The following is a 26,559-nucleotide window of genomic DNA, read 5'->3' as shown; positions in this document are numbered from 1 at the left end:
GCGCCCTAAAAAACGCTTCAAAGCTGAGCCAGGCGGCGCAGCTGCTTTTTAATGCGCGACTTGGCGCAGCCGTAAGCGTCCGTCGCCGCCGCCTGATGCACCCGCTGCAAAGCGGAAGCATGATGGCCGCCGTGGCTATGGCTCTGCGCATCACCGCGAAAAGACAGCATCAACAGAACGAGCAGCATCGCCACGCCTGAATACATCAGCCGTCGCGAGGCGCCCGCGTTCGGGAAACCTTCAGTCTGCATGTTTCGCTCCCTCAGCCATGATTTCGAATGGCAGCAAAATAACTGAAATTCCCCCCCGCTCCCTTAACGCGAGATTAAAGCCAGATTAAGGTTTGCTTAAGAACGCGCAGGCAGAGCGGTTTTCCTCGTTGTCTTCCCGCCAGCGTTATAGTTAGATAATCGCGACTCAAGGCTCTCAGCGGAAATAACGTGAACATACTGTTGGTGGAAGACGACCTGCAATTAGGCAAGGCGCTGTGCCGAGCATTGGAGCTGGCCGGCTTTAATTTGTGCTGGGTGCGCCTGCTCACCGACGCGGAAAATAAACTTTCACCCGGCGGGTTCGATTTGATGCTGTTGGATCTCACGCTGCCGGACGGCGACGGTTTGCAGAAGCTGGTCGCCTGGCGCGCCGCCGGACAGAATATCCCGATCATCATCCTGACCGCCCGCGATCGCATCGAGAGCCTGGTGAACAGCCTCGACTCCGGCGCGGACGACTTTCTGGCCAAACCTTTCGCGCTGCCCGAACTCATCTCGCGCGTCAAAGCGGTCAACCGGCGCATGGCGGGCTTCGCGTCTCAAACCTGGAGCCTCGGCGCGCTGTATCTCGATCCGGTCAACCATCAGGTCATGCTGGATAACGAACTGCTGATGCTGTCGAAAAAAGAGTATCACCTGCTGCACGAACTGATGCGCTGCGCCGGCACCGTGGTGCGCAAAGCGGTGTTGGAACAGCGGCTGTTCGGCCACGGCGATAGCGTGGAAAGCAACTCGCTGGAAGTACACATGCATAATTTACGCCGCAAGATTGGTAAAGAAAGAATCATTACCGTACGCGGCATTGGCTATTTGCTGAAGAAAGAGTAGCGGGATGATCGGTTTCAAATCCTTCTTTATGCGCACCATTATTTTCCAGGTCCTGGCCATTTTATTATTGTGGGGGATCCTCGTCGCCTGGGTGAAGTACTGGTATTACCCCGACATGGAGAAATATTTCGATAACCAGCAACGCATCGTCGCCGCAGGCATCGCCAATATTCTCGATGAAACCGGCACCGATAATATCGATTACCGCGGCATCATCAAAACCATTGAAGGCATGTACATTGATTCCATCAATAACGGCATGCAGGATGAAATCGACTATCACCCGCTGTTTGTGGTTTACGATCGGGACAGCCGGGTGCTTTACAGTTCGCAAACGCAGGGAGAACCGCTGCGTCTGCCGCCTTCGGTGCTGTCCGGCTCCGTCAATTACGCCGGCGCCAACTGGCACCTTGCCGGCAGCTGGAGCGAAAAGCGCCAGTACCGGGTGATCGTCGGCGAGTCTTTCAACGATCGCACCACGCTGTTCGGCAACCCGGCGGAAAGCACCGCCGTACCGCTGTTGGGCATTCTGGCGGCGATCATCATTACCTTGCTGTTTACCGCCTACTTCAGCCTGCGGCCATTGCGCCAGATCGCCCGCACCATTTCCGATCGCCAGCCTGGCAACCTGTCGCCGCTCAACGTCAGTGAGCAGTATCAGGAAATCCGGCCGGTGGTGATGGAGGTCAACAAACTGATGGCGCGCATCGACGCGGCCAATCAGCGCGAGAAACGCTTTATGGCCGACGCCGCGCACGAGCTGCGCACGCCGATCGCCGCCGTGCTGGCGCAGCTACATTTGCTGACCCAGGTCAGCGAGCAGCAGGAGCGCCGGGAAATCATCGGCGACATGCAGCAAGGGCTGGATCGCGCGGCGTCGCTGTCACGCCAGCTGATCAACTTGGCCAAGCTGGAGGCAGAAGATTTTCCGCTGAAGATTGAGGCGGTGGATATCTATGCGGAGATCGGCAAATGCATCGCACAGCACGTCCCCTATGCGCTGGAGAAAGATGTCGAACTGTCGCTCGACGGCAGCGAGGATGTGGTGGTGAGTACCGACCGCCATGCGCTGATCGCCATCTTCACCAACCTGCTGGATAACGCGCTCAAGTACGCGCCGCCCGGCAGCCGCATCGAGGCTAATATCCGCTCGCTGGCGCCGCTCGGCTGCTATATTACGTTGCGCGATAACGGCCCGGGGGTGAGCGAAGAACACCATTCCCGCCTGTTTGAACGCTTTTACCGCGTGCCCGGCACGCAGCAAACCGGCAGCGGGCTCGGATTGGCCATCGCCCGAAACCTGGCCGACAAAATCGGCGCGCAGCTGCGCGTCACCGAAGGCCTTGACGATCGCGGCATCGGCTTCATCATCGATTTGCCGGAAAGTTATCGGCCACAGACTGAGAGTGAACAACGACCATGATTGCCCCTGTTCTGCTGCAACGGCAGCAACTCGACCGGCTATGGGATATCGACCGCAGCGAAGTTATCGACACTCTGTATCGCCTGCAGGACGGCAAGTTGCAATCCTATGCGGAGTACTACGACGTGCGCGGCTGGGATCCGCACGATCGGGAAACCTATACGCCAATCCACGCAGCGTGCTTCGATCGCGGCGGCGCGTTCTTCGCGCTGTTCGAAGGCGAGGAGATCGTGGCGGCGGCGGCGCTGGACACCGAGCCGCGCGGCCCACAGCGGGATCTGCGCCAGCTGCTGTTCTTTTACGTCAGCGCGCACAAACGCGGCCAGGGGTTAGGCAGGCAGCTGTTCCAGCTCTGCCTGCGTCAGGCGGCGCAAGACGGCGCCGCCGGGCTGTATGTCTCCTCCATCCCCAATAAAAGCACCGTAGACTTCTATCTGGCGCAGGGCTGCCGGCTCATCGAACAGCCGGATACCGAATTGTTCGCCCGTGAGCCGGAAGACATTCACCTGGTCTGCCCTTGCCGCTAGCGGCCGGGGTTAACGGGCGATGCGCATCACCGAACGCACGTCGCTTTTCTTGTTCAGATCCCACACCTCGGCGATCTCCGCCAACGCGTGCTCCTGCGTCTCGATAGTGAGCGCTCCGGTCGCCGCCAGCGCCAAAATCTCGGTCGCGTAGCGCTGCATCTCCGGGATCGGCGGGAAGTTGCCGGTGCCGCTGCCGAGGATCTGCAGCTGGTTGCTGCGCAACACCGCCGCCGGCAGCCGGATGTCCGGCGCGGCCATCGAACCGACGTTGACCAAGCGAATGCCGCGTCCGCCGGCGTAAGACGAGAGATCGTGATTATTGAGCGTCGCCAGCAGCGCTTCCGTCGCCGGGCCCCAGATGTAATCGACGATCACCTGATAACCGCCCGGCCCCGCCGCCGCCGCGAAGGCCTGCGTCAGCGCCTCGCCCTGCAGGCTCAGATCCACCGTGGCATCCACGCCCAACGCTTCCAGCACGCTCAGTCGACGGCCGGCAGCAACAATGCGTCCGGCCCCCGCCTGACGCGCCGCCGCGACCGCCAGCTTGCCTGAGGTGCCGGTGGCGCCGATGATCAGCACCGTTTCACCGGGCTGCAGATCCGCCCGCCAGCGCAGCGGCAGCCAGGCGGCGAAGGCCGGATTGATCAGCGCGGCCGCCGTGGCGTCGTCCACCGTCGCCGGCACCGGCACCGTCCAGGACGCGACGCTGCGCTCTGCCATCGCGCCGTAAGGGCGACGGAAAGAGGCGAAGTACACCCGTTGCCCGTCCGCCGTACGGCCCACGCCATCGGTGCCGGGCACGATCGGCAATTGCTTCGGGCTGGAATAGTGGGTCCCGGCGACGGTGGCGCGATCCAGCTGTTTGATGCCGGCCGCCAGAACGTCGATCGGCACTTCATTCGCCTGCGCCTGAGGCTCCTCAAAGGTGCCGAAAACCGGGGGTTGCCCCAGCGCTGTTACGATTGCCGCTTGCATGGTGACTCCTCAAATCGTGGGAACGTAAAGGAAAGAATAGGCCGCTATAAAATAAAAAGGGACACCGCATGATGCGGTGTCCCCCGAACACAAACTTTGCCGAACGTGTTATTCGTAATCGCTCATCGGCACGCAAGAGCAGAACAGGTTACGGTCGCCGTACACGTCGTCCAGACGCTTAACGCTCGGCCAGTACTTGTTCTCGCGTACGCCGGCCACCGGGAACACCGCCAGTTCGCGGCTGTACGGATGCTGCCAGTCGTTGACCAGCTCCGCCTGCACGTGCGGCGCATTCACCAGCGGGTTGTCTTCCAGCGGCCATTCGCCCTTGGCGACGCGGTCGATTTCGCTGCGGATCGCCAGCATCGCATCGATAAAGCGATCCAGCTCCACCTTGCTTTCCGACTCGGTCGGCTCGACCATCAGCGTGCCCGCCACCGGGAACGACATGGTCGGGGCGTGGAAACCGAAGTCGATCAGGCGCTTGGCGATGTCCATTTCGCTGATGCCGGTCTCTTCCTTCAGCGGACGAATATCGAGGATACATTCGTGCGCCACGCGGTGATCGCGGCCGGTATACAGAATCGGGTACGCGTCTTTCAAACGGGTGGCGATGTAGTTGGCGTTCAGGATCGCCATCTGGCTGGCCTGCTTCAGGCCCTCCGCGCCCATCATGCGGATGTACATCCAACTGATAGGCAGGATGGAGGCGCTGCCGAACGGCGCCGCGGAGACCGCGCCCTGCTGGGTGGTTACGCCGTCGATCTGCACAACGCTGTGGCCCGGTACGAACGGCGCTAGGTGCGCTTTCACGCCGATCGGACCCATGCCCGGGCCGCCGCCGCCGTGCGGGATGCAGAAGGTCTTATGCAGGTTGAGGTGCGAAACATCCGCGCCGATGTAGCCCGGCGTGGTGATGCCCACCTGGGCGTTCATGTTGGCGCCGTCCAGATACACCTGACCGCCGAACTGATGCACGATCTGGCACACTTCACGGATGGTTTCTTCATACACGCCGTGGGTCGACGGGTAGGTCACCATGATGCAAGAGAGTTCTTCGCCTGCCTGCTCCGCCTTGACGCGCAGATCGTGCAGATCGATGTTGCCGTTCTTGTCGCAGGCCACCACCACCACGCTCATACCCGCCATCTGGGCGGAGGCCGGGTTGGTGCCGTGTGCCGAGCTCGGGATCAGACAGACGTGGCGGCCCGCTTCGTTGCGGCTTTCGTGGTAGCGGCGGATCGCCAGCAGGCCGGCGTATTCGCCCTGCGCGCCGGAGTTCGGCTGCATGCACACCGCGTCATAGCCGGTCAGCTGCACCAGCCACTGGGACAGTTGGCCGATCATCTGCTGGTAACCGGCCGCCTGCTCTGGCGGGCAGAACGGATGCAACTCTGAGAATTCAGGCCAGGTGATCGGGATCATTTCCGCCGCGGCGTTCAATTTCATGGTGCAGGAACCCAGCGGGATCATCGCCTGGTTCAGCGCCAGATCCTTGCGCTCCAAGCGATGCATGTAGCGCATCATCTCGGTTTCGCTGTGATAGCGGTTGAATACCGGGTGGGTCAGGATCGGATCCTGGCGCAGCATGGCGGCCGGGATCGATTGGCTGTTTTTGCTCACCGCCGCGTCCAACGCGTCGATGTCCAGACCGTGATTGTCGCCGGCCAACAGTGCGAACAGCGTTTGCACGTCTTCACGCGAGGTGGCTTCATCCAGCGTGATGCCGACGGCGCCGTGAATGTCGGTACGCAGGTTGATGCCGAAGCTCAGCGCGCGCTCCAGCACGGCGGCCTTGTCCTTCACTTCGACGGTCAGGGTGTCGAACCAGGTGTGGTGACGCAGCGTCAGGCCGGCCTTCTGCAGCCCGGCGGCCAGAATGTCGGTCAGGCGATGGATGCGCCCGGCGATGCGCTGCAGGCCTTGCGGGCCGTGATACACCGCGTACAGGCTGGCGATGTTGGCCAGCAGCACCTGCGAGGTACAGATATTCGAGTTGGCTTTCTCGCGGCGGATATGTTGTTCGCGAGTCTGCATCGCCATGCGCAGCGCGGTGTTGCCGGCGGCATCGCGGGAAACGCCGATAATGCGGCCCGGCATCGAACGCTTGAACTCGTCGCGGCAGGCGAAGAAGGCGGCGTGCGGGCCGCCATAGCCCATCGGCACGCCAAAGCGCTGCGCGGAGCCGAACACCACGTCGGCGCCCTGCTTGCCCGGCGCGGTCAGCAGCACCAGGGCCATGATGTCGGCAGCCACGCTGGTGATGATTTTGCGCGATTTCAGTTCGGCCAGCAGCGCGCTGTAGTCGTGCAGTTCACCGGTGGTGCCCACCTGCTGCAGCAGCACGCCGAACACGCCGTCCAGCTCCAGCACTTTTTCCGCTTTATCGACGATGACGTCGAAGCCGAAGGTTTCGGCGCGGGTGCGCACCACGTCCAGCGTTTGCGGATGCACGTCGTCAGCCACGAAGAAACGGTTGGCGTCTTTCAGCTTGCTGGCGCGTTTGGCCAACGCCATCGCCTCGGCGGCGGCGGTCGCTTCATCCAGCAGCGAAGCGGAGGCCAGATCCAGACCGGTCAGATCGAGGGTCACGGTCTGGAAGTTCAGCAGCGCTTCCAGACGGCCCTGCGACACTTCCGGCTGATAGGGGGTGTAAGCGGTGTACCAGCCCGGGTTTTCCAGCATGTTGCGCAGGATCACCGGCGGCGTCAGCACGGCGCTGTAGCCCATGCCGATATAGGATTTGTAGCGCTGATTCTGCGAGGCGATCGCCTTCAGCTCAGCCAACGCCTGATGTTCGGTCGCCGCGTCGCCGACCGGCGGCGGCCCCGGCAGCTGAATGTCCGCCGGCACAATCTGTTGGATCAGCGCGCTGAGCGAGCGAGCGCCCACCGCTGCCAGCAACTCCTGGCGTTGTTCCGCAGAAGAGCCGATGTGGCGTTCAATGAACGCTTCGCTGTGTTCGAGTTGGCTGAGTGTCTGAGTCATTGCTACAAATTCCTGAATGCTTGCGTGATACGGGATATAGCTTGAACGGTAACTAAAACGCCCCGGCCGAAAGGCCTGGGGCGTGGTCACGATTACTCGTCGATCGAGGCCTGATAAGCTGCGGCGTCCAGCAGGTTCGCCAGCTCGCCTTCGTCGGAGGCTTTAATCTGGAACAGGAAGCCGTCACCGTAAGGTTCGCTGTTCACCAGTTCCGGAGAGCTTTCCAGCTCGCCGTTCACCGCCACGATTTCGCCGCTGATTGGCGCGTAAATGTCCGATGCCGCCTTGACGGATTCCGCCACGGCGCAATCTTCACCGGCGGCGACGCTGCGGCCCACTTCCGGCAGATCGACAAACACCATATCGCCCAGCAGTTCCTGCGCATGTTCGGTGATGCCTACGGTGTAAACGCCGTTACCTTCTGCACGAACCCACTCGTGGGAAGATGCGTATTTCAATTCTGTTGGCACATTGCTCATCGCCGGTTACTCCTTCGAAGAAATAAAAGAATCAATCAATAAAAAATCAATTTGTCAGCGGCTTGCCGGCGCGAACGAAACCGGGCTTGGTCACTTTGACCGGCATTTCACGGTTGCGGATCTGCACGATAGCCTGCTCGCCGATGCCTGCCGGCACGCGTGCCAGCGCGATGCTGAAGCCCAGCGTCGGAGAGAACGAGCCGCTGGTGATCACGCCTTCGTGGGTTTGCCCCGCCGCGTCGGTGAAACGCACCGGCAGCTCATTACGTAATACGCCTTTTTCCGTCATGATCAAGCCGACCAGTTGCTCGGTGCCCTGCTCGCGCTGTTGTTCCAGCGCTTCGCGGCCGATGAAACGGCGATCTTCCGGCTGCCAGGCGATGGTCCAGCCCATGTTGGCGGCCAGCGGCGAAACGCCTTCATCCATCTCTTGCCCATAGAGGTTCATGCCCGCTTCCAGGCGCAGGGTGTCGCGTGCGCCCAGACCGGCCGGCTTGACGCCCGCGGCCAGCAATTTTTGCCAGAAATCCGCCGCCTGCTCTTTCGGCAGCGCGATCTCATAGCCGGCCTCGCCGGTGTAACCGGTGGTGGCGATGAACAGTTCGCCGGCCTGCACGCCGAAGAATGGCTTCATGCCTTCGACCGCGCTTTTTTGCTCCGGGGTGAACAGGGTGCCGGCGCGCTCTTTGGCCTGCGGGCCCTGCACCGCGATCAGCGCCAGATCGTCGCGCACCGTCAGCGCGACGCCATACGGTGCGGCGTGCTCTTCGATCCAGGCCAGGTCTTTGTCGCGGGTGGCGGAGTTCACCACCAGGCGGAAATAGTCTTCAGTGAGGAAATAAACGATCAGGTCGTCGATCACGCCGCCGGAGGCATTCAGCATGCCGGTGTACAGCGCTTTGCCGGGTTGGGTCAGTTTGGCGACGTCGTTCGCCAGCAGGTAGCGCAGGAACTCGCGGGTGCGGGCGCCGTGCAGATCCACAATGGTCATGTGAGACACGTCGAACATGCCGGCATCCTGACGCACCGCGTGGTGCTCATCGAGCTGCGAGCCGTAGTGCAGCGGCATCATCCAGCCGTGAAAGTCTACCATGCGCGCACCGCACGCCACATGCTGGTCGTACAGTGGGGTTTGCTTTGCCATCTTTTCCCTCTTTCCACTCGTCGCTAGAAGTTAGGGTGCTGCCACGCAATGCGGCGGAGCCTGGCTCGCGGCCCGATCGCCATGGCGCACTGACTGCTCAACACAAATGCTGCGCCGGGACGGGCGGAAACTGCGTGCAACCGCCGTGACGCAAACGATACCTTTCCCTCGAACTTATCACCGAACGACCACATTAACCATAAGTTAAAATAGGCTCATCGCCGTTCCGGGGCGGTAAAACGCCGGGCTAGTGTGCAGAGTTTTTCACTGGAAAAATGCGCCTTAAGGCACAAAATTAACAATTAAAGCGGCAAAACACCGAACTTATATAACAAACCTATGGCCTCACATGGGATCCGGACTTTTGATAACCGAACATGGAATTAGAAAAAGTAATGATAAAAAGCGGCTGAAATTAGATTATTTCAAATGAAGGGTTATATAAGGAAAAGCGATGGAATAAGGCGGGAAGCGCGAGCCCGGTGCGGGCCCGCAGAAGGAAGGGATCAGGCAAGCCACTCGGGCAGATCGTTCAGGCCCATCGCCTGACGCACCAGCTTCGGTTTGACGCCCGGCAGGCTGTCTGCCAGCCGCAGGCCCACGTCGCGCAACAGCTTTTTGGCCGGGTGATTGCCGTCGAACAGTTCGCGGAAACCCTGCATGCTGGCCAGCATTACCGCCGCGCCATGTTTGCGGCGGCGCTCATAACGGCGCAAATAGAGGTGCTGGCCGATATCCTTGCCCTGCCGCTGCAGGCGGCGCAGTTCGGAAATCAGCTCGGCGGCGTCCATGAAGCCCAGGTTAACGCCCTGGCCGGCCAACGGATGCACGGTATGCGCCGCATCGCCCACCAGCGCCAGGCGGTGCGCTGCGAAGCTGCGCGCATAGCGGCCGGTCAACGGGAACGCCAGCCGTTCGCTTTCCAGGCTGCAAGCCCCCAGGCGCATGTCGAAGGTCATCGCCAGTTCGCGGTTGAACTGCGCCGGTTCCAGCCGTTTGAGCCTTTCGGCTTCTTCCGGCGTCACCGACCAGACGATAGAGCTCAAATACGGATCGCTGAATGGCAGGAACGCCAGAATGCCGTCGCCGTGGAAAATTTGCCGCGCCGTCGCCTGATGCGGTTCTTCGGTGCGAACTGTGGCCACCAGCGCGTGGTGGCGGTAATCCCAGAAGGTGAGCGGGATATCGGCATGCTGGCGCAGCCACGACTGGGCGCCGTCGGCGCCAATCACCAACCGGGCGCTCAGCATGCGGCCGTCCTCCAGCGTGACGAAGGCGTCGTTCTCGCCCCACGCCACCTGCTTGAGCGCGGCCGGGGTAATCAGCGTAATGTCCGACAGGCTTTCGGCGCGCTTCCACAGCGCCTGCTGGATCACCGTGTTTTCGATGATGTGGCCGAGATGGCTGAAGCCGCACTCGTCGCCGCAGAAGGCGATTTTGCCGAAGCTGTCGCGATCCCACACTTCCATCGCGTTATAGGCGCTGGCGCGCAGCTGGAGAATGTCGTCCCACACGCCGATGTGCTGCAGCAACCGCTCGCTGGCGGCATTGATGGCGGAGACGCGCAGGGCCGGCTGTTCCGACGGCGGCGCCATCTCCGGCTGGCGCTGCTCCAGCACCGCCACGCGCAGCCCGCTGCCCTGCAGGCCGCAGGCCAACGCCAGCCCCACCATACCGCCACCGGCGATAATCACGTCAAATGATTGCATGCTGCTCGATTTCCTTAAATAACGCGCGACGCCTTGCCGCGCCGCGCTTTGGGCGCGTTAAAGCGCCCGACCATGTCTCTAACGTTCCACCCAGCCCAGCGTACGCTTGGCGAAGGCATCGCGTATCGCCGGCAAACGTTCCATCGCCATCAGCCCCAGATTGCGGCCGATCACCAGCGGGCCATAACGGTTGGCGAACAGATGAATCAACCCGTCGGTCACGCCGATCGTCGCCCGCTGATCGTTTTGCCGCCGCTGCTGATAACGGCTCAGCAGTGCGTAACCGCCGGCGTCTTCGCCGCTGTCTGCCGCTTCCGCCAGCGTTTCCGCCAGCGACATCACGTCGCGCAGGCCAAGGTTGAACCCCTGCCCGGCGATAGGATGCAGCGTTTGCGCCGCGTTGCCCACCAGCGCCAGCCGGTGGCTGACATGGCGATCGGCGGTCAGCAGACCGAGTGGGTAACTGTGCCGTTTACCGGCTTTGAGGATACGCCCCAGCCGCCAGCCGAAGGCCTGTTGCAGCTCGGCGATAAACCGCTCGTCGTCCCAGGCATCCACCTGGGCGCGATCTTCGCGCGCATGGCACCATACCAGTGAACTGCGCCCCTGCGACATCGGCAACAGCGCCAGCGGCCCATAGCGAGTAAAGCGCTCAAAGGCGCGCCCCTGCGGATCTTCCGCCGTGGTGACGTTGGCAATGGTGGCGAACTGCGGATAGTCCTCCTGCCGCCACTGCATATTGCAGGCTTGCGCCAGCGCAGAGCGCGAGCCGTCGGCCGCCACCAGCAATTGCCCGCGCAGACGCTGGCCGTTGTCCAGCAGCACTTCCGCCCGCTCTGCGGTGCGAATCACGTCCACCACCCGCGCCGGGCAGTGCAGCGTAACGCCGGGGGCCTTGGCCAGCAGCGCGAACAACCGCTGCCCGGCGTCGTGCAGTTCGATCACCTGGCCGAGCGCATCGACCTGATAATCTTGCGCCTGCAGATTCACAAACCCGGCGTGCCCGCGATCGCTGACGTGCACCTGAGTGATCGGCGTAGCGCAATCGCGCAGCGCCGGCCAAACGCCGATGCGCGCCAGCTGTTGGCAGGTGCCCTGCGCCAGTGCGATGGCGCGGGCGTCAAAGCCCGGATGGCTGCGGTCGTCCGGCCGGGTCGCCTCGACCAGATCCACCGCCATTCTTCCCTGAGTGAGCGACGAAATGGCCAGCGCCAACGTCGCGCCCGCCATACCCCCGCCAACGATAATAACGCTCATGCTACGACCTTGCCGCCGCCATCAAAGCCTCGATGGCATCGGCGTCTTTCACCACGGTGGCGGTCAGGTTTTCATTGCCGTCGGCGGTGATCACGATATCGTCCTCGATGCGGATGCCGATGCCGCGGTACTCCGCCGGCACGTCCGCATCCGGCGCGATGTACAGCCCCGGCTCCACGGTCAGCACCATGCCCGGCTCCAGCAGCCGATCGCGGCTCGGCGTGCCGTAGTGGCCAACGTCGTGCACGTCGAGACCCAGCCAGTGGCTCAGCCCGTGCATGAAGAACTGACGGTGCGCCTGCTCGGCGATCAGCAGGTCGACTTCACCTTTCAATACGCCCAGCTCCACCAGCCCGACCACCATGATGCGCACCACTTCGTCATTGACTTCGCGAATGCTGGTGCCGGGTTTGAACAGTTCCAAAGCGCGCTGCAGCGACGCCAGCACAATGTCGTACACCGCGCGCTGCGGCCGGCTGAACTTGCCGTTGACCGGGAAGGTGCGGGTGATGTCGCCGGCGTATCCCTGGTACTCGCAGCCCGCGTCGATCAACACCAGATCGCCGTCGCGCATCTGGCTCTCGTTCTCGGTGTAGTGCAGGATACAGCCGTTTTCGCCGCTGCCGACGATGGTGTTGTAAGACGGGTAACGGGCGCCGAGGCGGGTGAACTCATGATGAATTTCCGCTTCCAGCTGGTATTCGAACATGCCCGGACGGCATTTTTCCATCGCGCGGGTGTGCGCCAGCGCGCTGATCTCACCGGCGCGGCGCATCACCGCCAGCTCTTCCGGCGACTTGAACAGCCGCATGTCGTGCAGCCACGGCCGCCAGTCGGTAACGGTGGCCGGCGCCTGCAGGTTCTGGCGGAACCCCTTGCGCAGCTTGTCCAGCGCGCTGAACAGGATCTGATCGGCATAGGCGTATTCGCCCTGCGCGTGGTAGACCACGTCCAGACCGTTGAGCAGCAGGTGCAGTTGGTCATTGATTTCATCGAACGGCAGCGCGCGATCCACGCCCAGCTTTGCCGGTGCGGCGTCTTGCCCCAGGCGGCGGCCAAACCAGATTTCCGCCGTCAAATCGCGCACCCGGTTGAACAACACGCTGTGGTTGTGCGTTTCATCGCTTTTAATCAGCACCAGCACCGCTTCCGGCTCATTGAAGCCGGTCAGGTACCAAAAATCGCTGTTCTGCCGGTAGGGATAGTCTGAATCTGCACTGCGCGTCGTTTCCGGCGCAGAGAAAATAACCGCCGCGCTGGCCGGCGCCATTTTCGCCAACAGCGCCTGGCGGCGGTTGTTGAATTCCTGCTGAGTCATTACCTTCTCCTGAAATCATGCCATCCGCACCGCCGGCGGAGAGGCGATAGAACGTTTAGTGCAGCGTCGGTTTGATATTTTCCGGCGCCGTCGGTTTGTGACGGGTGAATTCGCCGTGGCACATGATGGCGGCGCCCCGCACATACTCCGCCACTTCTTCCAACGACTGTTCCAATTCTTCCTGATCTTCGTCTTCGTCGTAGCCCAGCTGCGCGATATTGCGCAGATCGTCGATCGCTTCACCGACTTCGTCTTTCACCTGAGCCAGCTTCGGCTGCATCATGCCCAGACCGAGCAGGAAGTGGTTGACCCAACCGGCCAGCGCGTCGGCGCGATCGAACACGCTGACGATCTCCCCTTCAGGCAGCATCAGTTGGAACAGGAATTCGTCATCTTCCAGCGTGTCACGCGTCGCTTCATACAGCTGCTGCAACGGTTGGCTGAGCGCCTGCGGGAAGGCGACGCCTTCGTTGGTCAGATCGTGCACCAGCGCCTGCCAGCCGGCGTCACGGCTGCCGCCGCACAGCAGGCCGCTGATCAGGCCGTGCATTTCTGCCGCGGTCAGCGCCACCGACTGCTGGTTGAGGGCCACGGTCAAAGATTGGTAACTTGGAAATGTATTCTGTATAGACATGCGCATTCGTCATCGTTGGCAGGATAAGTTCGTGTTATGCTACCACCAAGGTCCGTCGCTATACCAGATAAGCGCGACACCTCAGTGGCTAGTTATAATCGCGATGTGGCAGGTTTCACACTGCGCCGGCGGGTGACGAAAGTGCGGTAAATACGCATTTTGAAACCCTTTTTTGACTGGCAATGTCCGCCACAGTAGATTACAACCAGGTACTGAAAAAGGGGTTGTATCTTGGTACCGAGGTATATATAGTGGCGCCCGCTTTGACGGCCCGGCCCGGGCGGACAAGGCTGGCGCGAAATTTAGGCAGGAAGGTGGCATGTCTGCACAACCGGTAGATATTCAAATTTTTGGCCGCTCGTTAAGAGTCAATTGCCCGCCAGAACAACAAGATGCGTTGAATATGGCGGCGGACGATCTTAACCAACGGTTGCAAGATCTTAAAGTTCGCACTAGAGTCTCCAATACTGAGCAACTGGTTTTCATCGCGGCATTGAACGTCTGTCACGAACTTGCTCAAGAACGGTTGAAAACCCGTGACTATGCGTCCAATATGGAACAACGCATACGGATGCTGCAGCAAACCATTGAACAAGCGCTGCTTGAACAAGGTCGCATCTCTGAACGTCAGGATGCACAATTCGAATAACTTAAGTTGTTGAAAGCCAAGTTTTCGGCAACGAGTACAAAATTTCTCTGAGATGTTCGCCAGCGGGCCAGTCCCCTGAGCCGATATTTAGTACAAACAGAATGTGTTGCTCCGCGATCGGTGAGCACGCTCGGTGCGCCGAGAAGCCTTAAGATTGCGACGGCACGTTCACCTTGAACCATGGGTTCAAGGGTTACAGCCTGCGACGGCATCTCGGAGATTCCCCTTCTCAGCGGTTTATGTGTGCTGAACGCCACACTGAGCAAGCCTGATACGATGTCTTTTCAACCCCAATTCGCGCAGCAGCGCCAAGCCATTCGCCAACTCATTCGCCAACGCCGACGCGAACTTACGCCGGATCAGCAACGCTTTGCCGCAGACAAGATAACCGAGCGCCTTGCCGCACATGCACGCATTCAGGCGGCGCACAGCATCGCGGTATTTTTGTCGTTTGACGGCGAACTCGATACCGGGCCGCTGATCGAGCAACTGTGGACGCTCGGCAAACGGGTTTACCTGCCGGTGCTGCACCCGTTCAGCCCGGGTCACCTGCTGTTCCTGCGCTATGCGCCGGAAACGCCGCTGGTACGCAATCGCTTCAATATTCTCGAGCCGCGTCTCGATGTGCGCCAGGTGTTGCCGCTGGGTGAACTGGAGGTGGTGCTGACGCCGCTGGTAGCATTCGATCATACCGGACAGCGTCTGGGCATGGGCGGCGGCTTTTACGATCGCACCCTGCAAAACTGGCGCAGCGGCGGCCCCTATCCCATCGGCCTGGCCCATGATTGCCAGCAGGTGGAGCGCCTGCCGACCGAACACTGGGATATCCCGCTGCCGGAAATCCTCACCCCGCTCTGCAGCTGGGCGTGGCACGAACCCAAATAGCAAAAGGCCGGATCGCTCCGGCCTTTTTCGTTGCGGCGAGCCGCCGAATCAGAACAGCAGACGGGCGCGAATGGTGCCGTCGATGGCCTTCATACGCTGCAGCGCGGCGTCGGCGCGCGCGGTTTCCGCTTCGATGTCGATCACCACATAGCCAATTTCCGGCCCGGTTTGCAGATACTGCGCGGCGATGTTAACCCCCTCTTCGGCGAAGATCTGGTTAATCTGCGTCAGCACGCCCGGACGGTTTTCATGGATGTGCAGCAGACGGCTGGCGTTCGGGCCATGCGCCGGCAACGACACTTCCGGGAAGTTGACCGCCGACAGGGTCGAACCGTTATCGGAATATTTCGCCAGCTTGCCGGCCACTTCGTCGCCGATGTTTTCCTGCGCTTCCTGAGTGGAACCGCCGATGTGCGGCGTCAGCAGCACGTTATCGAACTCACACAGCGGCGAGTTGAACGGATCGCTGTTGGTCGCCGGTTCTTCCGGGAAGACGTCGATCGCCGCCCCCGCCAGGTGATTGCTGGCCAGCGCGTCGCACAGCGCGGGGATATCCACCACGGTGCCGCGCGAGGCGTTGATCAGAATAGCGCCCGGTTTCATCAGCGCCAGCTCTTCCGCTCCCATCATGTTCTTGGTCGCCAGCGTTTCCGGCACGTGCAGCGTCACCACGTCGCTCATATTGAGCAGATCGGACAGATGACGCACCTGTTGCGCGTTGCCCAACGGCAGCTTGTTCTCGATATCGTAGAAGAACACCTTCATGCCCAGCCCTTCGGCCAGAATGCCCAACTGGGTGCCGATATGGCCGTAGCCGATGATGCCCAGTTTTTTGCCGCGCGCTTCATAGGAGCCCACGGCCAGTTTGTGCCACACGCCGCGGTGCGCCTTGGCGTTGGCGGCCGGAATGCCGCGCAGCATCAACAGCAGCTCGCCCAGCACCATTTCGGCCACGGATCGGGTATTGGAGAACGGGGCGTTGAAGACCGGAATGCCGCGTTTGGTCGCCGCTTTCAGGTCAACCTGGTTGGTGCCGATGCAGAAGCAGCCCACCGCCACCAGTTTTTCTGCGGCGGCGAACACCTCTTCGGTCAGATGCGTGCGCGATCGGATGCCGACGAAGTGCGCATCGCGGATGGAGGCCTTCAGCGATTCGGTGTCTAACGCACCCTTGTGGTATTCGATGTTGGTATAACCGGCGGCACGCAAATTATCGACCGTGCTCTGATGAACCCCTTCCACCAACAGGAATTTAATCCTGTCTTTCTCCAATGATACTTTTGCCATTTACCCGACCCTATGTTCAGACTTCAGAAGCGGCTGTGACGACACAGCTCCCATCCAACATAACAAAAATAACGCGGGCGGCAATACAAACGATTGCCTGCCCGGCAGGACAAGGCGCAGCGTTGATGGCGGTTTACGGCAGAAAATGCCATAGGGAAAGTTTTCGGCAGAAGCTTTGGGGAGTCAGTTTTCACAATGTGACATAAGTCACCAAATTTGCCGCTTTTTAGAAAAGATGTTTTAACCGAAGAAATATGCGGCCCGGCACTGCCGGGCCACAGGCCGCAGAGGCTTATTTGACCACTTTCACGCCTTCCGGGGTGCCGACCAGCGCCACGTCCGCGCCGCGGTTGGCGAACAGCCCCACGGTCACCACGCCGGCGATGCCGTTGATCTTGTTCTCCAGCGCGATGGCATCAGTGATGCTCAGGTTATGCACATCGAGGATCACGTTGCCGTTGTCGGTCACTACGTTCTGGCGATACTCCGGCAGGCCGCCCAGTTTCACCAGCTCGCGCGCCACATAGGAGCGGGCCATCGGGATCACTTCCACCGGCAGCGGGAATTTGCCCAGCACGTCCACCTGCTTGCTGGCGTCAACGATGCAGATGAATTTCTTGGCGATGGCGGCGATGATCTTCTCGCGCGTCAGCGCCGCGCCGCCGCCTTTGATCATCTGCATGTGGCCGTTGATTTCGTCCGCGCCGTCCACGTAGATATCGAGCGAGTCCACTTCGTTGCTGTCGAACACATGGATGCCGAGGCTTTTCAGCTTGGCGGTGGAGGCGTCTGAGCTGGACACCGCGCCTTCAATCTGGTGCTTGATGGAGCCCAGCGCGTCAATAAAGTGGGCGGCGGTAGAGCCGGTGCCCACCCCGACGATGGTGCCCGGCGTCACGTATTCCAGCGCCGCCCAGCCCACCGCTTTTTTCAGTTCATCCTGCGTCATAATATGTCCCTTGCCTCTGTACGAAAACGTGTGCGTATTATAGGGTAAAACGCTGTTTTTCACGCCGGCAGGATCACACTTATTTACCGCAGCCCGCATTTTTACCCGCTTGGCGGCGAGCTGGGGGCGTGATTTTTCCACCTGCGCCGCACGCAAAATGTGGCATAGTGCCGGTATCATTCTAATTTAAGGGATATCTTTCCGATGAAACGCCCAGACTATCGTACGCTGCAAGCGCTGGACGCGGTGATCCGTGAGCGCGGCTTCGAGCGCGCCGCGCAAAAACTCTGCATCACGCAATCGGCGGTATCCCAACGCATCAAACAGCTGGAAAACCTGTTCGGCCAACCGCTGCTGGTCCGCACCGTGCCGCCGCGCCCGACCGAACAGGGGCAAAAGCTGCTGGCGCTGCTGCATCAGGTGGAGCTGCTGGAAGAAGAGTGGCTGGGCAACGACACCGGCGTCGATACGCCGCTGCTGCTGTCGCTGGCGGTCAACGCCGACAGTCTGGCGACCTGGCTGCTGCCGGCGCTGAAGCCGGTGCTGGCGGACTCCCCCATTCGTCTGAATCTGCAGGTGGAAGATGAAACCCGCACCCAGGAGCGGCTGCGCCGTGGTGAGGTGGTGGGCGCGGTGAGTATTCAGCCGCAGCCGCTGCCGAGCTGCCTGGTGGATCGGCTGGGGGCGCTGGACTACCTGTTCGTGGCCTCCAGCGGCTTCGCCGAGCGCTATTTCCCGAACGGCGTCACCCGCTCCGCGCTGTTGAAAGCGCCGGCGGTGGCCTTCGATCATCTCGACGACATGCACCAGGCATTTCTGCAGCAGAACTTCGATCTGTCGCCGGGCAGCGTGCCCTGCCACATCGTGAACTCATCGGAAGCCTTCGTGCAGCTGGCCCGTCAGGGCACCACCTGCTGTATGATCCCGCATCTGCAGATCGAAAAAGAGCTGGCATCCGGCGAACTGATCGATCTGACGCCGGGGCTGTACCAGCGCCGCATGCTGTACTGGCACCGCTTCGCGCCGGAGAGCCGCATGATGCGTAAAGTGACCGACGCGTTGCTGGAGCACGGTCACCAGGTGCTGCGCCAGGATTAAAACGAAAAAAGGTTCGCCGCAGCGAACCTTTTCTTCATGACAACACCCTTACTGCGCGGCGTTGCGCTGCAGCTCGAACACCACATCCACCTGATCGTCGAAGTGAATGCTTTGCTGTTCATAGGTTTGCGCCGCGTCGTTTTCCGCCGCCGCGCCGGCCGCCTTATACATCCGCGCCACCGGCATCGGCTGGTAGTTGGCGACCCGGTAGCGAATGCTGTACACCGGCCCCAGCTTGGCGTGGAAGCCCTTGGCCAGGGATTCGGCCTGCTGAGTCGCGTTCTCGATCGCTTTTTGCCGCGCCTGCTCGCGATACACATCCGGCTTGGCGACGCCCAGCTCCACCGCGCGGATCTCGTTCAGGCCGGATTTCAGCGCGCCGTCCAGCAGCTCGTTCAGCTTGTCCAACTGGCGCAGGGTAACCTGCACCTGACGCACCGCCCGGTAGCCCTTCAGCACCGACTCGCCGGTTTTCAGGTAATCGTATTCCGGCTGGGTGCGCAGGTTGGCGGCGCTGATGTCTTTCTTCTCGATGTTGTTTTTCTGCAGGAAATCAAAGTACTGCGCCACGCGCTCGTCCACCTGCTTCTTCGCCTGGGCGGCGTCTTTGGAGGAAACGCTCACTTCGATCGCCAGAGTGGCGATATCCGGCGTGGCGTCCACGCTGGCGGTGCCGGAGGTGACGACGTGCGGCCCTTCAGGCAATTCAGCCGCCTGCAGCGCCATCGGTAGCGTCCCTAATCCGACCATTGCGGCCATAGCCAATGCTTTTAGCTTCACAGTGTCTCCTTAATGACAGGCTGTCTCTGATCGCCGGCTTTTCCCTGCGAGAACCGCCGGTTTCCTGGCATCAAACGTAGCATATCGCACGGCGTTTTGAATTCGGATTAGTGACAAATTCTTATAAATTTGCCCCCTGCCAGGCCAGCTGCAGCGCGATGCCCCACATCACCAGACCGACCAGCGCATTGATGATGCGCTGCGCCCGCTGGGTGTTCAGCCACGGCGCCAGCCAGGAGGCCAGCAGCGCCAGACCAAAGAACCACACCGCCGACGCGCTGACCGCGCCAAGCGCGAACCAGGAACGCACGTCCGCCGTCAGCTGTCCGCCCAGGCTGCCGAGCACCACGAAGGTATCCAGATAGACGTGCGGATTCAGCCAGGTGACCGCCAGCATGGTGACCACGATGCGCCAGCGGCTCTGCGCCAGCTCCTGCGCCGCGGCCTGAGCCGGTTGCGGGCTGAAGGCGGAACGGAACGCGCCCCAGCCGTACCACAGCAGAAACGCCACCCCGCCCCAGGTCACCAACGCCAGCAGCAGCGGCGAGCGGGTCAGCAACGCGCTGCCGCCGAAAATACCGGCGCAGATCAGCACGATATCGCTCAGCGCGCACAATGAGGCGATCATCAGATGATACTGACGGCGAATGCCCTGATTCATCACGAATACGTTCTGCGGGCCCAGCGGCAGGATCATGGCGGCGCTCAGGGCAAAGCCCTGCAGGAAGACGGCTAGCATGGGAAATTCCTCGAATGATAAAAGGCGCCGGACGTGGGCGCGTATCGGTCAACACGCGCATCATACGAGGAAGCGATCATTAGGTGAAATTGATGTTTCTAATCAAGTATCAGAGATGCTAATACCCTGTGGGCGCCAGGCCAGCGCCGCCAGATTCGCCCATCGGCGAAAAATTCGCTATCATCCGCCCCTCTCCACTCCAGCCGGCCGACCGATGTCTACGATTACCGATACCTTCATCGCCCCGCCCTGTCATGACCAGATAGAGATCCTCTATCAGGACGATCATCTGGCGCTGATCAATAAACCCGCCGGGTTGCTCAGCCTTTCGGGCAAAAATCCGCAAAATCTCGATTCGGTACACCACCGGCTGGTGCAGATCTTCCCCGGCTGCACGCTGGCGCACCGCCTGGATTTCGGCACGTCCGGGTTGATGGTGGTGGCCCGCAATAAGGCCGTCAATGCCGCGCTCTGCCGGCAGTTCAGCGAGCGCACCGTCGGTAAAGTCTACAGCGCGCTGCTCTGCGGCCATGTGGCGGATGACGAAGGGGTGATAGACGCGGCGATCGCCAAAGATCCGGCGCTGTTCCCGCTGATGTCGATTTGCGCCCTTCACGGCAAGCCCGCTCGCTCCCGCTATCGGGTCGTCGAGCGTTTTTATCGTGAAACGGAAGGCGGGATCTCGCTGCCGCTGACGCGGGTGCAGCTTACCCCAGAGACTGGGCGCACCCACCAGCTGCGTATTCACAGCCGGCAATTGGGCCATCCTATTTTAGGCTGCGATCTGTATGGCGGGCGCCTGCTGCCGGGTACCGAGCAGACGCCGCGGCTGATGCTGCACGCCAGCGAACTGGACTTTGTGCACCCCATCCGCGGAGAGCGGATAACCGCTCGTCACGCCGCGCCGTTCTGAACGCGGCTTACCACATCAAATCGTCAGGCACTTTAAAGTCGGCGTACGGATCGTCTTCATCCTGCTCTTCCTGACTCAGCGCGCTGTGCAACACAATGCTGCCCGCATCGCGCTGCGCGATTTTATCGGCGACGCTCGCGGGGATAATCGCGTATTCACACTCTTCCCGGTTCTCGATCAGCAAACGCGCAATGGCGAGGCGGCCATTGATCAGTTGGGTCTGCGTCGCCTTATCCACCAGGATTTTTTTGATCAGGTTACCGTCGGTAAAGTTAAAACCGATATCGCCTTTCGCCAGCACGATGCGATTCATCTCGATCAGTTGCTTCACCTGCGCCTTGTATTCTTTGGACAGCGCGGCTTGCTTTTGCTGCTCGTTCAACTGCTTATCGCGCTCAAGCTGCGCCTTTTTATTCTCTTCCACCGCCTCTCTGGCCTCGCGGGCCTGAACGCGTGATTTTTTAGCCGTTCTTTGGACTTTGGCCATTTTCTTGCTGGTTACCAAGCCCGCTTTGAGCATCTGCTCTTGTAAGGTGAGTTTTGTCATGTTCGTGTCTGAAGCCGTGGGATCATGGAGGGATTATACCCGTAATTTTTCAGGCTGCACCAGGTTGCCGGCCCAACCCATCGGCGGTTTGCGCCGCAGAGCAACGGCGGTAAAACGGCCCGAACGCCCGATCATGAATACCGCTCATGTGGTAATGAAATTAAGTCTCTTTCACTCCCTCCGGGACTCTGGCAAAAATAGACCTCATTAACGACAGACAATATGAAATCGGCTGAATAAAAAAATAGAAAAACAAGCCATTGAAAGAAATGGATAAATCCAGCCTTCATATCATATAACAGGATGCTATAAGACGATGAATACAGACTTTACCTTTACGATTAAGAGCAGTTCTTTCGACGAAGATTATAACCCTTCTGAAAATACGCGTATCACCACCAACTTTGCCAATTTGGCCAGAGGGAAAAACCGCCGGGAGAACCTGCGCAACACGTTGGTGATGATCGACAATCGCTTTAATGCATTAGCCTATTGGGATAACCCCAAGGCCGATCGCTACTCCGTCGAGCTGGAAATCATCTCGGTTGAGATGCGCATCGAAGATCAGGGCGCCAGCTTTCCAGTTATCGAAATCCTGAAAACCAACATCATCGATAAAAAAACGCAAAAGCGTATCGAGGGCATCGTCGGGAACAATTTCTCGTCTTACGTGCGCGATTACGACTTTAGCGTCTTGCTGCCGGCGCACAATAAAAACGCGGCGGAATTTACCATTCCGGATGATTTCGGCGATTTGCACGGCAATATCTTTAAGCACTTCGTCAATTCAAACGAATACCATGAAAATTTCAGCAAACCGCCGGTGATCTGCCTCAGCGTATCCAGCAAAGACACCTACCATCGGACGGGCAATCAACACCCGGTCTTGGGCGACGAGTATCGGCAAGACGGCGCTTCATTGACCGACCGGTATTTTAAAAAAATGGGCCTGCAGGTGCGCTATTTCATGCCGAAAAATAGCGTTGCGCCCCTGGCGTTTTATTTCCCTGGGGATTTGCTGAGCGATTACACCGATCTGGAACTGATCGGCACCATCAGCACGATGGAGACCTTCCAGAAAATCTATCGGCCTGAAATTTACAATGCCAATTCGGCGGCGGGGCAATGCTATCAGCCAAGCCTGAATAACCAGGATCATTCATTAACCAAGATTGTTTACGATCGCGAAGAGCGTAGCCAGTTAGCGATTGAGCAGGGGAAATTTACGGAAGAGCAATTTATCAAACCCTACAAGCCTATTCTTGAGCAATGGTCTGCTCACTACGCGCTTTGATTCACTTAAATACAGGTCACCTATCATGAAAATATTGCTCCCCACATCGACCGCCGGCAGCTTGCCCAAACCGGTCTGGCTGGCCCAACCGGAAACCCTGTGGTCGCCCTGGAAATTGCAGAATGAAGAACTCATCGAAGGGAAACAGGACGCTCTGCGTTTGTCACTGGCAGAGCAACAACAGGCCGGCATCGATATCGTCAGCGATGGCGAACAAACCCGTCAGCACTTCGTCACGACGTTTATCGAGCATCTCAGCGGCGTCGATTTCGAAAAACGCGAAGTGGTTAAAATCCGCAATCGCTATGAGGCGAGCGTGCCGACGGTCGTGGGGGCGGTCTCGCGTCAAAAACCCGTTTTCGTTGAAGACGCCAAATTTTTACGCCAGCTGACCACACAGCCGATTAAATGGGCCCTGCCGGGGCCGATGACCATGATCGACACACTCTATGACAACCACTATAAAAGCCGCGAGAAATTAGCCTGGGAGTTCGCGAAGATCCTCAATCAGGAAGCCAAAGAGCTCGAGGCCGCAGGCGTCGACATTATTCAGTTTGATGAGCCCGCATTTAACGTGTTCTTTGACGAGGTGAATGACTGGGGCATCGCCGCCCTGGAAAGAGCCATTGAAGGGCTTAAGTGTGAAACCGCCGTACATATCTGCTATGGATATGGGATTAAAGCCAATACCGACTGGAAAAAGACGCTGGGCTCGGAATGGCGACAATATGAAGAGGCGTTTCCGAAACTGCAAACGTCCAACATCGATATCATCTCGCTGGAGTGCCATAACTCGCATGTGCCCATGGATCTGCTTGAACTGATCCGCGGCAAAAAGGTGATGGTCGGCGCCATCGACGTAGCGAATCATGCCGTTGAGACGCCGGAGGAAGTGGCCGACACGCTGCGCAAAGCGCTGCAGTTTGTCGATGCCGACAAACTCTATCCGTCGACCAACTGCGGCATGGCCCCCCTGCCCCGTCAGGTCGCCCGCGGCAAGCTGAATGCGTTAAGCGCAGGCGCCGAGATCGTGCGCCGAGAGCTGTAAGCCAAATAACCTTGCCTGCGCCCGCCACAGACACCTCCTGCGGCGGGCGATTATCAGCAATTCCCCCTCCCCGCAACGCCCCCGCTCTGGTGTATACTCGGATTTCTACGCGATGCCAGCCACAGCGGTTTTGGTTCAGGCCTGGCCTGAACAGCCCTCAGCCAGCCCACACAAGCCGAATAACAGTGGAATAACCATGAGCCCAAATACCGCTCGCATCAGCGAAATCATCGATCGCGCCAGGATCTCCCCCTACCAAATCCTGATCCTGACCCTGTGTTTCCTCATTGCCCTTCTGGACGGTTTCGATACCGCCATCATCGGCTATATCGCGCCGGCGCTGCGCGAAGAGTGGGATCTGCTGCCCGCTCAGCTCTCCCCCGCCTTCGGCGCGGGGCTGTTCGGCCTGCTGATCGGCAGCCTGCTGTTCGGGCCGATCGCCGACGCCATTGGCCGCAAACGCGTGCTGCTCGTCGCGGTGCTGGTGTTTGGCGGCTGTACTCTGGCTTCGGCCTATACGCATTCGATCGAATCCCTGACCCTGCTGCGCTTCATCACCGGCATTGGCCTCGGAGGCGCGATACCGACCTGCATCACCCTCAGCTCGGAGTACTCGCCGGCGCGCCGCCGCATGCTGATGGTCACCTTGAGCTGGAGCGGCTTTACCGCCGGGTTGGCCCTGGGCGGCCTGCTGGCCGGGCAGATCATCCCGGCGTTCGGCTGGCGCGGCCTGCTGCTGGTCGGTGGCATCGCGCCGTTGGCGCTGCTGCCGTTGTTGGCCTGGCAGATGCCCGAATCAGTACGCTTTATGGCCGCCAGCGCCAAACATGCCGATCGGCTGCGCCGGGTGGTCGAACGCATCACCGGCCAGCGTTGGACGGGGATAACCATCGTCGATGACGAGCGCCCGGCGCAGGCCAGGTCGCCGATATCACACCTGTTTATCGAAGGCCGCGCCGTACGCACCCTGCTGCTGTGGGTGGCGTTCTTCTGTTCGCTGTTCGTGTTCTACCTGCTCACCAGCTGGCTGCCGACCCTGCTCAAAGACGCCGGTTACGATATCGCCCACGCCTCGCGCATCGGCGCGATGGTGCCGCTCGGCGGCACCCTGGGCGCCATCCTGATGGCGCTGCTGATGGATCGGATCGGGCCATACCGCGTACTGGCCGTCTCCTACCTGGGCGCCGCACTGGTAATTGGCGCGACCGGGTATCTGATGGGCGACGTCTACACGCTGGCCGCCGTCGTGTTCCTTATCGGCTTCGGCGTGGCCGGCGCGCAAAACGGCCTGAACCTGGTCTCCGCCACCCTTTATCCGACCGCAGCCCGCGTCACCGGCGTCAGCTGGGCCATGGCCAATGGCCGCTTCGGCTCAATTGTCGGCTCGATGCTCGGCGCCTGGATGATGGCCGCCGCCGGCTCGACGGAAGTGTTCTTCCTCTGGCTGGCGCTGCCGGCGCTGCTGGGCGCCGCCGCCATCTTCCTGCTCTATCGCCTCAGCCTGCGCCGCCGCACGCCGCTCACGGAACCGGCTGCGGGCATCTGACCTCGCGGAAAATAAAAGGCCGAGACGCCATCGGTAGCATCTCGGCCTCTCATGAGAAACCCTTAACCTATCGGTTATTTTTCAAAAGCGCGTGCCGCTATAGTGCACTGTTTTCCTTGTCATTGGCTTCCTTTATGCACTCATCGACATTTTTAAAATCATATTGCAGATAAACGCTCCCAATCCCACTATTGACGGCGGTCGCTTCAAGCATAATCCCCTGCAAATCGTTCTTGAACGGTTTATCTTTTTTCTCTTCCCAGTCAATACCGAAATAGCGTTCTTTTTTAAGCAGCCCCATCATCCAATCACCAGGTTCTTTCCATAACGACCCCGGCAACAGCAAATCAGTAGCATTTCCTTTGCCATAATTAGCGGTCAATGATTTAGCAATGTCCTTCACCCTGGACTTTAACTCCACCCCATAACTGTCTGTATTGATATCACCGCTAAGCGCGCGAATTCGGCATAAACCAACCTTGGGAGAGATGAGCAAAATGTAGGTTTCAAAGGCGTAATACGTTTTGGGGACGACCTCCGTAGTATAAATATTAAGACGATTCGGTATTGCCGTTAAGGTAACGCCTGTCATGTCCTCGACGTTCTTTTTCGTCAACCCCATTTGCAGTCCAAACGGCCCAATGCCGGGCGGAAGCAACGCGTCTTTCGCCACCGGTTCTTCCCGCTGATTGGATTTTGAAGCGGTTGATGTTGCATGATGGGCTATCGTCGGAACGGCCAGGCCATATTTCGCCGACAGCAATTTTTGCTGCAACATCGCCAGACTTTGCTCTTGAGTGGCTATCGTTGCCTTTTTTATCGACCCCATCAGACCACCATCGTATTGTGCAGCCTCTTGTTTAGCGGTCGATATTTCCCGAGTCAGCATTGCCAATTCGGCGGTGAGCTTTTCCGCCAGCTTCAGATCCGGCGCGGTCTGGTTCGTGACAATCTCAACCTTTGATCCAGACTCGATCGCATTGATTCGTTGCTGAATAAGCGCCTTGTTCGTTTTCAGAATTTCCAGTCGCGCCATCACCAGAGATTTAATCAAGCCGCCGTTTAACGTGTCCTGCTGTTTAGCTGCGTTTTCAATCTCGGCATCCGTACTCACCAGCTCTGACTTTAAATCGTCTACTTGCTGTATTTGTTCAGGCGACAATGCTTTTGGCCCACATCCAGAGATCAAGACGCTCAATAATGCGGCAATAACAGCCCTTTTCATTTCATCCCTTTCCTATCGACAATCCACAAGAAAGCTATGGTATCA

General features: G+C 59.7%; 25 protein-coding genes and 1 other RNA gene. 11 read left to right on the top strand and 15 right to left on the bottom strand.

The genetic code is table 11. From position 1 onward, the window contains the following. Positions 1-17: 17 nt before the first annotated feature. On the bottom strand, positions 18-251 hold the full coding sequence (locus tag J0X03_RS03800) for a hypothetical protein (RefSeq protein ID WP_046687757.1): 234 nt from the start codon (positions 249-251) through the stop codon (positions 18-20). 189 nt (positions 252-440) lie between these two features. Between J0X03_RS03800 and J0X03_RS03795 the strand changes: the two genes are divergently transcribed. The 3 genes from J0X03_RS03795 to J0X03_RS03785 are packed head-to-tail and all read left to right on the top strand — an operon-like array spanning position 441 to position 3,050. Next, positions 441-1,100, top strand: a complete 660-nt coding sequence (locus J0X03_RS03795) for a response regulator (protein ID WP_033644757.1) — start codon at positions 441-443, stop codon at positions 1,098-1,100. A gap of 4 nt (positions 1,101-1,104) precedes the next feature. Next, on the top strand, positions 1,105-2,523 hold the full coding sequence (locus J0X03_RS03790) for an ATP-binding protein (protein WP_033644755.1): 1,419 nt from the start codon (positions 1,105-1,107) through the stop codon (positions 2,521-2,523). Further along, positions 2,523-3,050: a GNAT family N-acetyltransferase gene (locus tag J0X03_RS03785; RefSeq protein WP_050594459.1), complete on the top strand. Its 528-nt coding sequence runs from the start codon at positions 2,523-2,525 to the stop codon at positions 3,048-3,050. The genes J0X03_RS03790 and J0X03_RS03785 overlap by 1 nt, the downstream gene beginning before the upstream one ends. 9 nt (positions 3,051-3,059) lie before the next feature. Here J0X03_RS03785 and J0X03_RS03780 read toward each other — a convergent pair whose 3' ends face one another. The 8 genes from J0X03_RS03780 to J0X03_RS03745 form a co-directional block, all read right to left on the bottom strand. Continuing rightward, positions 3,060-4,025: a quinone oxidoreductase family protein gene (locus J0X03_RS03780; protein WP_033652179.1), complete on the bottom strand. Its 966-nt coding sequence runs from the start codon at positions 4,023-4,025 to the stop codon at positions 3,060-3,062. Positions 4,026-4,133: 108 nt separating this feature from the next. Further along, the gene (gene gcvP / locus J0X03_RS03775) at positions 4,134-7,013 is read right to left on the bottom strand and encodes an aminomethyl-transferring glycine dehydrogenase (protein WP_015378983.1); all 2,880 of its coding nucleotides are present in this window, start codon (positions 7,011-7,013) and stop codon (positions 4,134-4,136) included. A 92-nt stretch (positions 7,014-7,105) separates the two neighbouring features. Then, entirely contained in the window at positions 7,106-7,492 is a 387-nt protein-coding gene (gcvH, locus tag J0X03_RS03770) for a glycine cleavage system protein GcvH (protein ID WP_025304150.1), read from the bottom strand. 46 nt (positions 7,493-7,538) lie between these two features. Beyond that, positions 7,539-8,636 (bottom strand): glycine cleavage system aminomethyltransferase GcvT, encoded by a 1,098-nt coding sequence (gene gcvT / locus J0X03_RS03765; RefSeq protein WP_004931631.1) that lies wholly within the window; start codon positions 8,634-8,636, stop codon positions 7,539-7,541. A 506-nt stretch (positions 8,637-9,142) separates the two neighbouring features. Beyond that, on the bottom strand, positions 9,143-10,345 hold the full coding sequence (gene ubiI, locus J0X03_RS03760; RefSeq protein ID WP_160204555.1) for an FAD-dependent 2-octaprenylphenol hydroxylase: 1,203 nt from the start codon (positions 10,343-10,345) through the stop codon (positions 9,143-9,145). A gap of 78 nt (positions 10,346-10,423) precedes the next feature. Next, positions 10,424-11,602: a 2-octaprenyl-6-methoxyphenyl hydroxylase gene (gene ubiH / locus J0X03_RS03755; protein WP_047573764.1), complete on the bottom strand. Its 1,179-nt coding sequence runs from the start codon at positions 11,600-11,602 to the stop codon at positions 10,424-10,426. Position 11,603: 1 nt separating this feature from the next. Next, positions 11,604-12,920 (bottom strand): Xaa-Pro aminopeptidase, encoded by a 1,317-nt coding sequence (pepP, locus tag J0X03_RS03750; RefSeq protein ID WP_033652182.1) that lies wholly within the window; start codon positions 12,918-12,920, stop codon positions 11,604-11,606. Positions 12,921-12,975: 55 nt separating this feature from the next. Continuing rightward, a complete protein-coding gene (locus tag J0X03_RS03745; RefSeq protein ID WP_206975681.1) occupies positions 12,976-13,554 on the bottom strand; it encodes a YecA/YgfB family protein in 579 nt (192 codons plus the stop codon). Positions 13,555-13,873: 319 nt separating this feature from the next. On the opposite strand from J0X03_RS03745, the gene zapA reads away from it, so the two are divergent. The 3 genes from zapA to J0X03_RS03730 all read left to right on the top strand — a co-directional run bounded on the left by zapA (position 13,874) and on the right by J0X03_RS03730 (position 15,088). Next, positions 13,874-14,203: a cell division protein ZapA gene (gene zapA, locus J0X03_RS03740; RefSeq protein WP_004931621.1), complete on the top strand. Its 330-nt coding sequence runs from the start codon at positions 13,874-13,876 to the stop codon at positions 14,201-14,203. Positions 14,204-14,244: 41 nt separating this feature from the next. Next, positions 14,245-14,427, top strand: a non-coding RNA gene (gene ssrS / locus J0X03_RS03735) — 6S RNA. A 52-nt stretch (positions 14,428-14,479) separates the two neighbouring features. Beyond that, positions 14,480-15,088 carry a 5-formyltetrahydrofolate cyclo-ligase gene (locus J0X03_RS03730; RefSeq protein WP_129993617.1) on the top strand — a complete coding sequence of 203 codons (609 nt, stop codon included), beginning with the start codon at positions 14,480-14,482 and terminating at the stop codon, positions 15,086-15,088. Between the two features lie 48 nt (positions 15,089-15,136). Here J0X03_RS03730 and serA read toward each other — a convergent pair whose 3' ends face one another. Both serA and rpiA read right to left on the bottom strand, forming a co-directional pair. After that, the gene (serA, locus tag J0X03_RS03725) at positions 15,137-16,375 is read right to left on the bottom strand and encodes a phosphoglycerate dehydrogenase (protein WP_025304156.1); all 1,239 of its coding nucleotides are present in this window, start codon (positions 16,373-16,375) and stop codon (positions 15,137-15,139) included. 292 nt (positions 16,376-16,667) lie between these two features. Then, a complete protein-coding gene (rpiA, locus tag J0X03_RS03720) occupies positions 16,668-17,324 on the bottom strand; it encodes a ribose-5-phosphate isomerase RpiA (RefSeq protein WP_025304157.1) in 657 nt (218 codons plus the stop codon). Between the two features lie 204 nt (positions 17,325-17,528). Between rpiA and J0X03_RS03715 the strand changes: the two genes are divergently transcribed. Then, a complete protein-coding gene (locus tag J0X03_RS03715; protein ID WP_004931613.1) occupies positions 17,529-18,422 on the top strand; it encodes a LysR family transcriptional regulator ArgP in 894 nt (297 codons plus the stop codon). A 48-nt stretch (positions 18,423-18,470) separates the two neighbouring features. On the opposite strand, the gene J0X03_RS03710 is transcribed toward J0X03_RS03715, so the two are convergent. Both J0X03_RS03710 and argO read right to left on the bottom strand, forming a co-directional pair. Further along, a complete protein-coding gene (locus tag J0X03_RS03710) occupies positions 18,471-19,202 on the bottom strand; it encodes an oxidative stress defense protein (protein ID WP_031300626.1) in 732 nt (243 codons plus the stop codon). Between the two features lie 121 nt (positions 19,203-19,323). After that, entirely contained in the window at positions 19,324-19,941 is a 618-nt protein-coding gene (argO, locus tag J0X03_RS03705; protein ID WP_004931603.1) for an arginine exporter ArgO, read from the bottom strand. A 214-nt stretch (positions 19,942-20,155) separates the two neighbouring features. Here argO and J0X03_RS03700 point away from each other — a divergent pair, with 214 nt between their 5' ends. Further along, a complete protein-coding gene (locus tag J0X03_RS03700; RefSeq protein WP_160204556.1) occupies positions 20,156-20,854 on the top strand; it encodes an RluA family pseudouridine synthase in 699 nt (232 codons plus the stop codon). A gap of 7 nt (positions 20,855-20,861) precedes the next feature. On the opposite strand, the gene J0X03_RS03695 is transcribed toward J0X03_RS03700, so the two are convergent. Next, positions 20,862-21,401: a DUF2058 domain-containing protein gene (locus J0X03_RS03695; protein WP_033644743.1), complete on the bottom strand. Its 540-nt coding sequence runs from the start codon at positions 21,399-21,401 to the stop codon at positions 20,862-20,864. Positions 21,402-21,717: 316 nt separating this feature from the next. On the opposite strand from J0X03_RS03695, the gene J0X03_RS03690 reads away from it, so the two are divergent. The 3 genes from J0X03_RS03690 (at position 21,718) to J0X03_RS03680 (ending at position 25,289) form a co-directional block, all read left to right on the top strand. Then, the gene (locus J0X03_RS03690) at positions 21,718-22,695 is read left to right on the top strand and encodes a DUF1852 domain-containing protein (RefSeq protein WP_033652185.1); all 978 of its coding nucleotides are present in this window, start codon (positions 21,718-21,720) and stop codon (positions 22,693-22,695) included. 25 nt (positions 22,696-22,720) lie between these two features. Then, on the top strand, positions 22,721-23,743 hold the full coding sequence (locus J0X03_RS03685) for a methionine synthase (RefSeq protein WP_160204557.1): 1,023 nt from the start codon (positions 22,721-22,723) through the stop codon (positions 23,741-23,743). 196 nt (positions 23,744-23,939) lie between these two features. Further along, positions 23,940-25,289, top strand: a complete 1,350-nt coding sequence (locus J0X03_RS03680; protein ID WP_060660275.1) for an MFS transporter — start codon at positions 23,940-23,942, stop codon at positions 25,287-25,289. Positions 25,290-25,386: 97 nt separating this feature from the next. On the opposite strand, the gene J0X03_RS03675 is transcribed toward J0X03_RS03680, so the two are convergent. Beyond that, the gene (locus J0X03_RS03675; RefSeq protein ID WP_122017004.1) at positions 25,387-26,514 is read right to left on the bottom strand and encodes a hypothetical protein; all 1,128 of its coding nucleotides are present in this window, start codon (positions 26,512-26,514) and stop codon (positions 25,387-25,389) included. Positions 26,515-26,559 lie beyond the last annotated feature (45 nt).

The sequence above is a fragment of the Serratia ureilytica genome, assembly GCF_017309605.1.
Taxonomy (GTDB): Bacteria; Pseudomonadota; Gammaproteobacteria; order Enterobacterales; family Enterobacteriaceae; genus Serratia; species Serratia ureilytica.
Note: the sequence above shows the minus strand (reverse complement) of the source record. Positions and strands in the feature narration are given on the sequence as shown.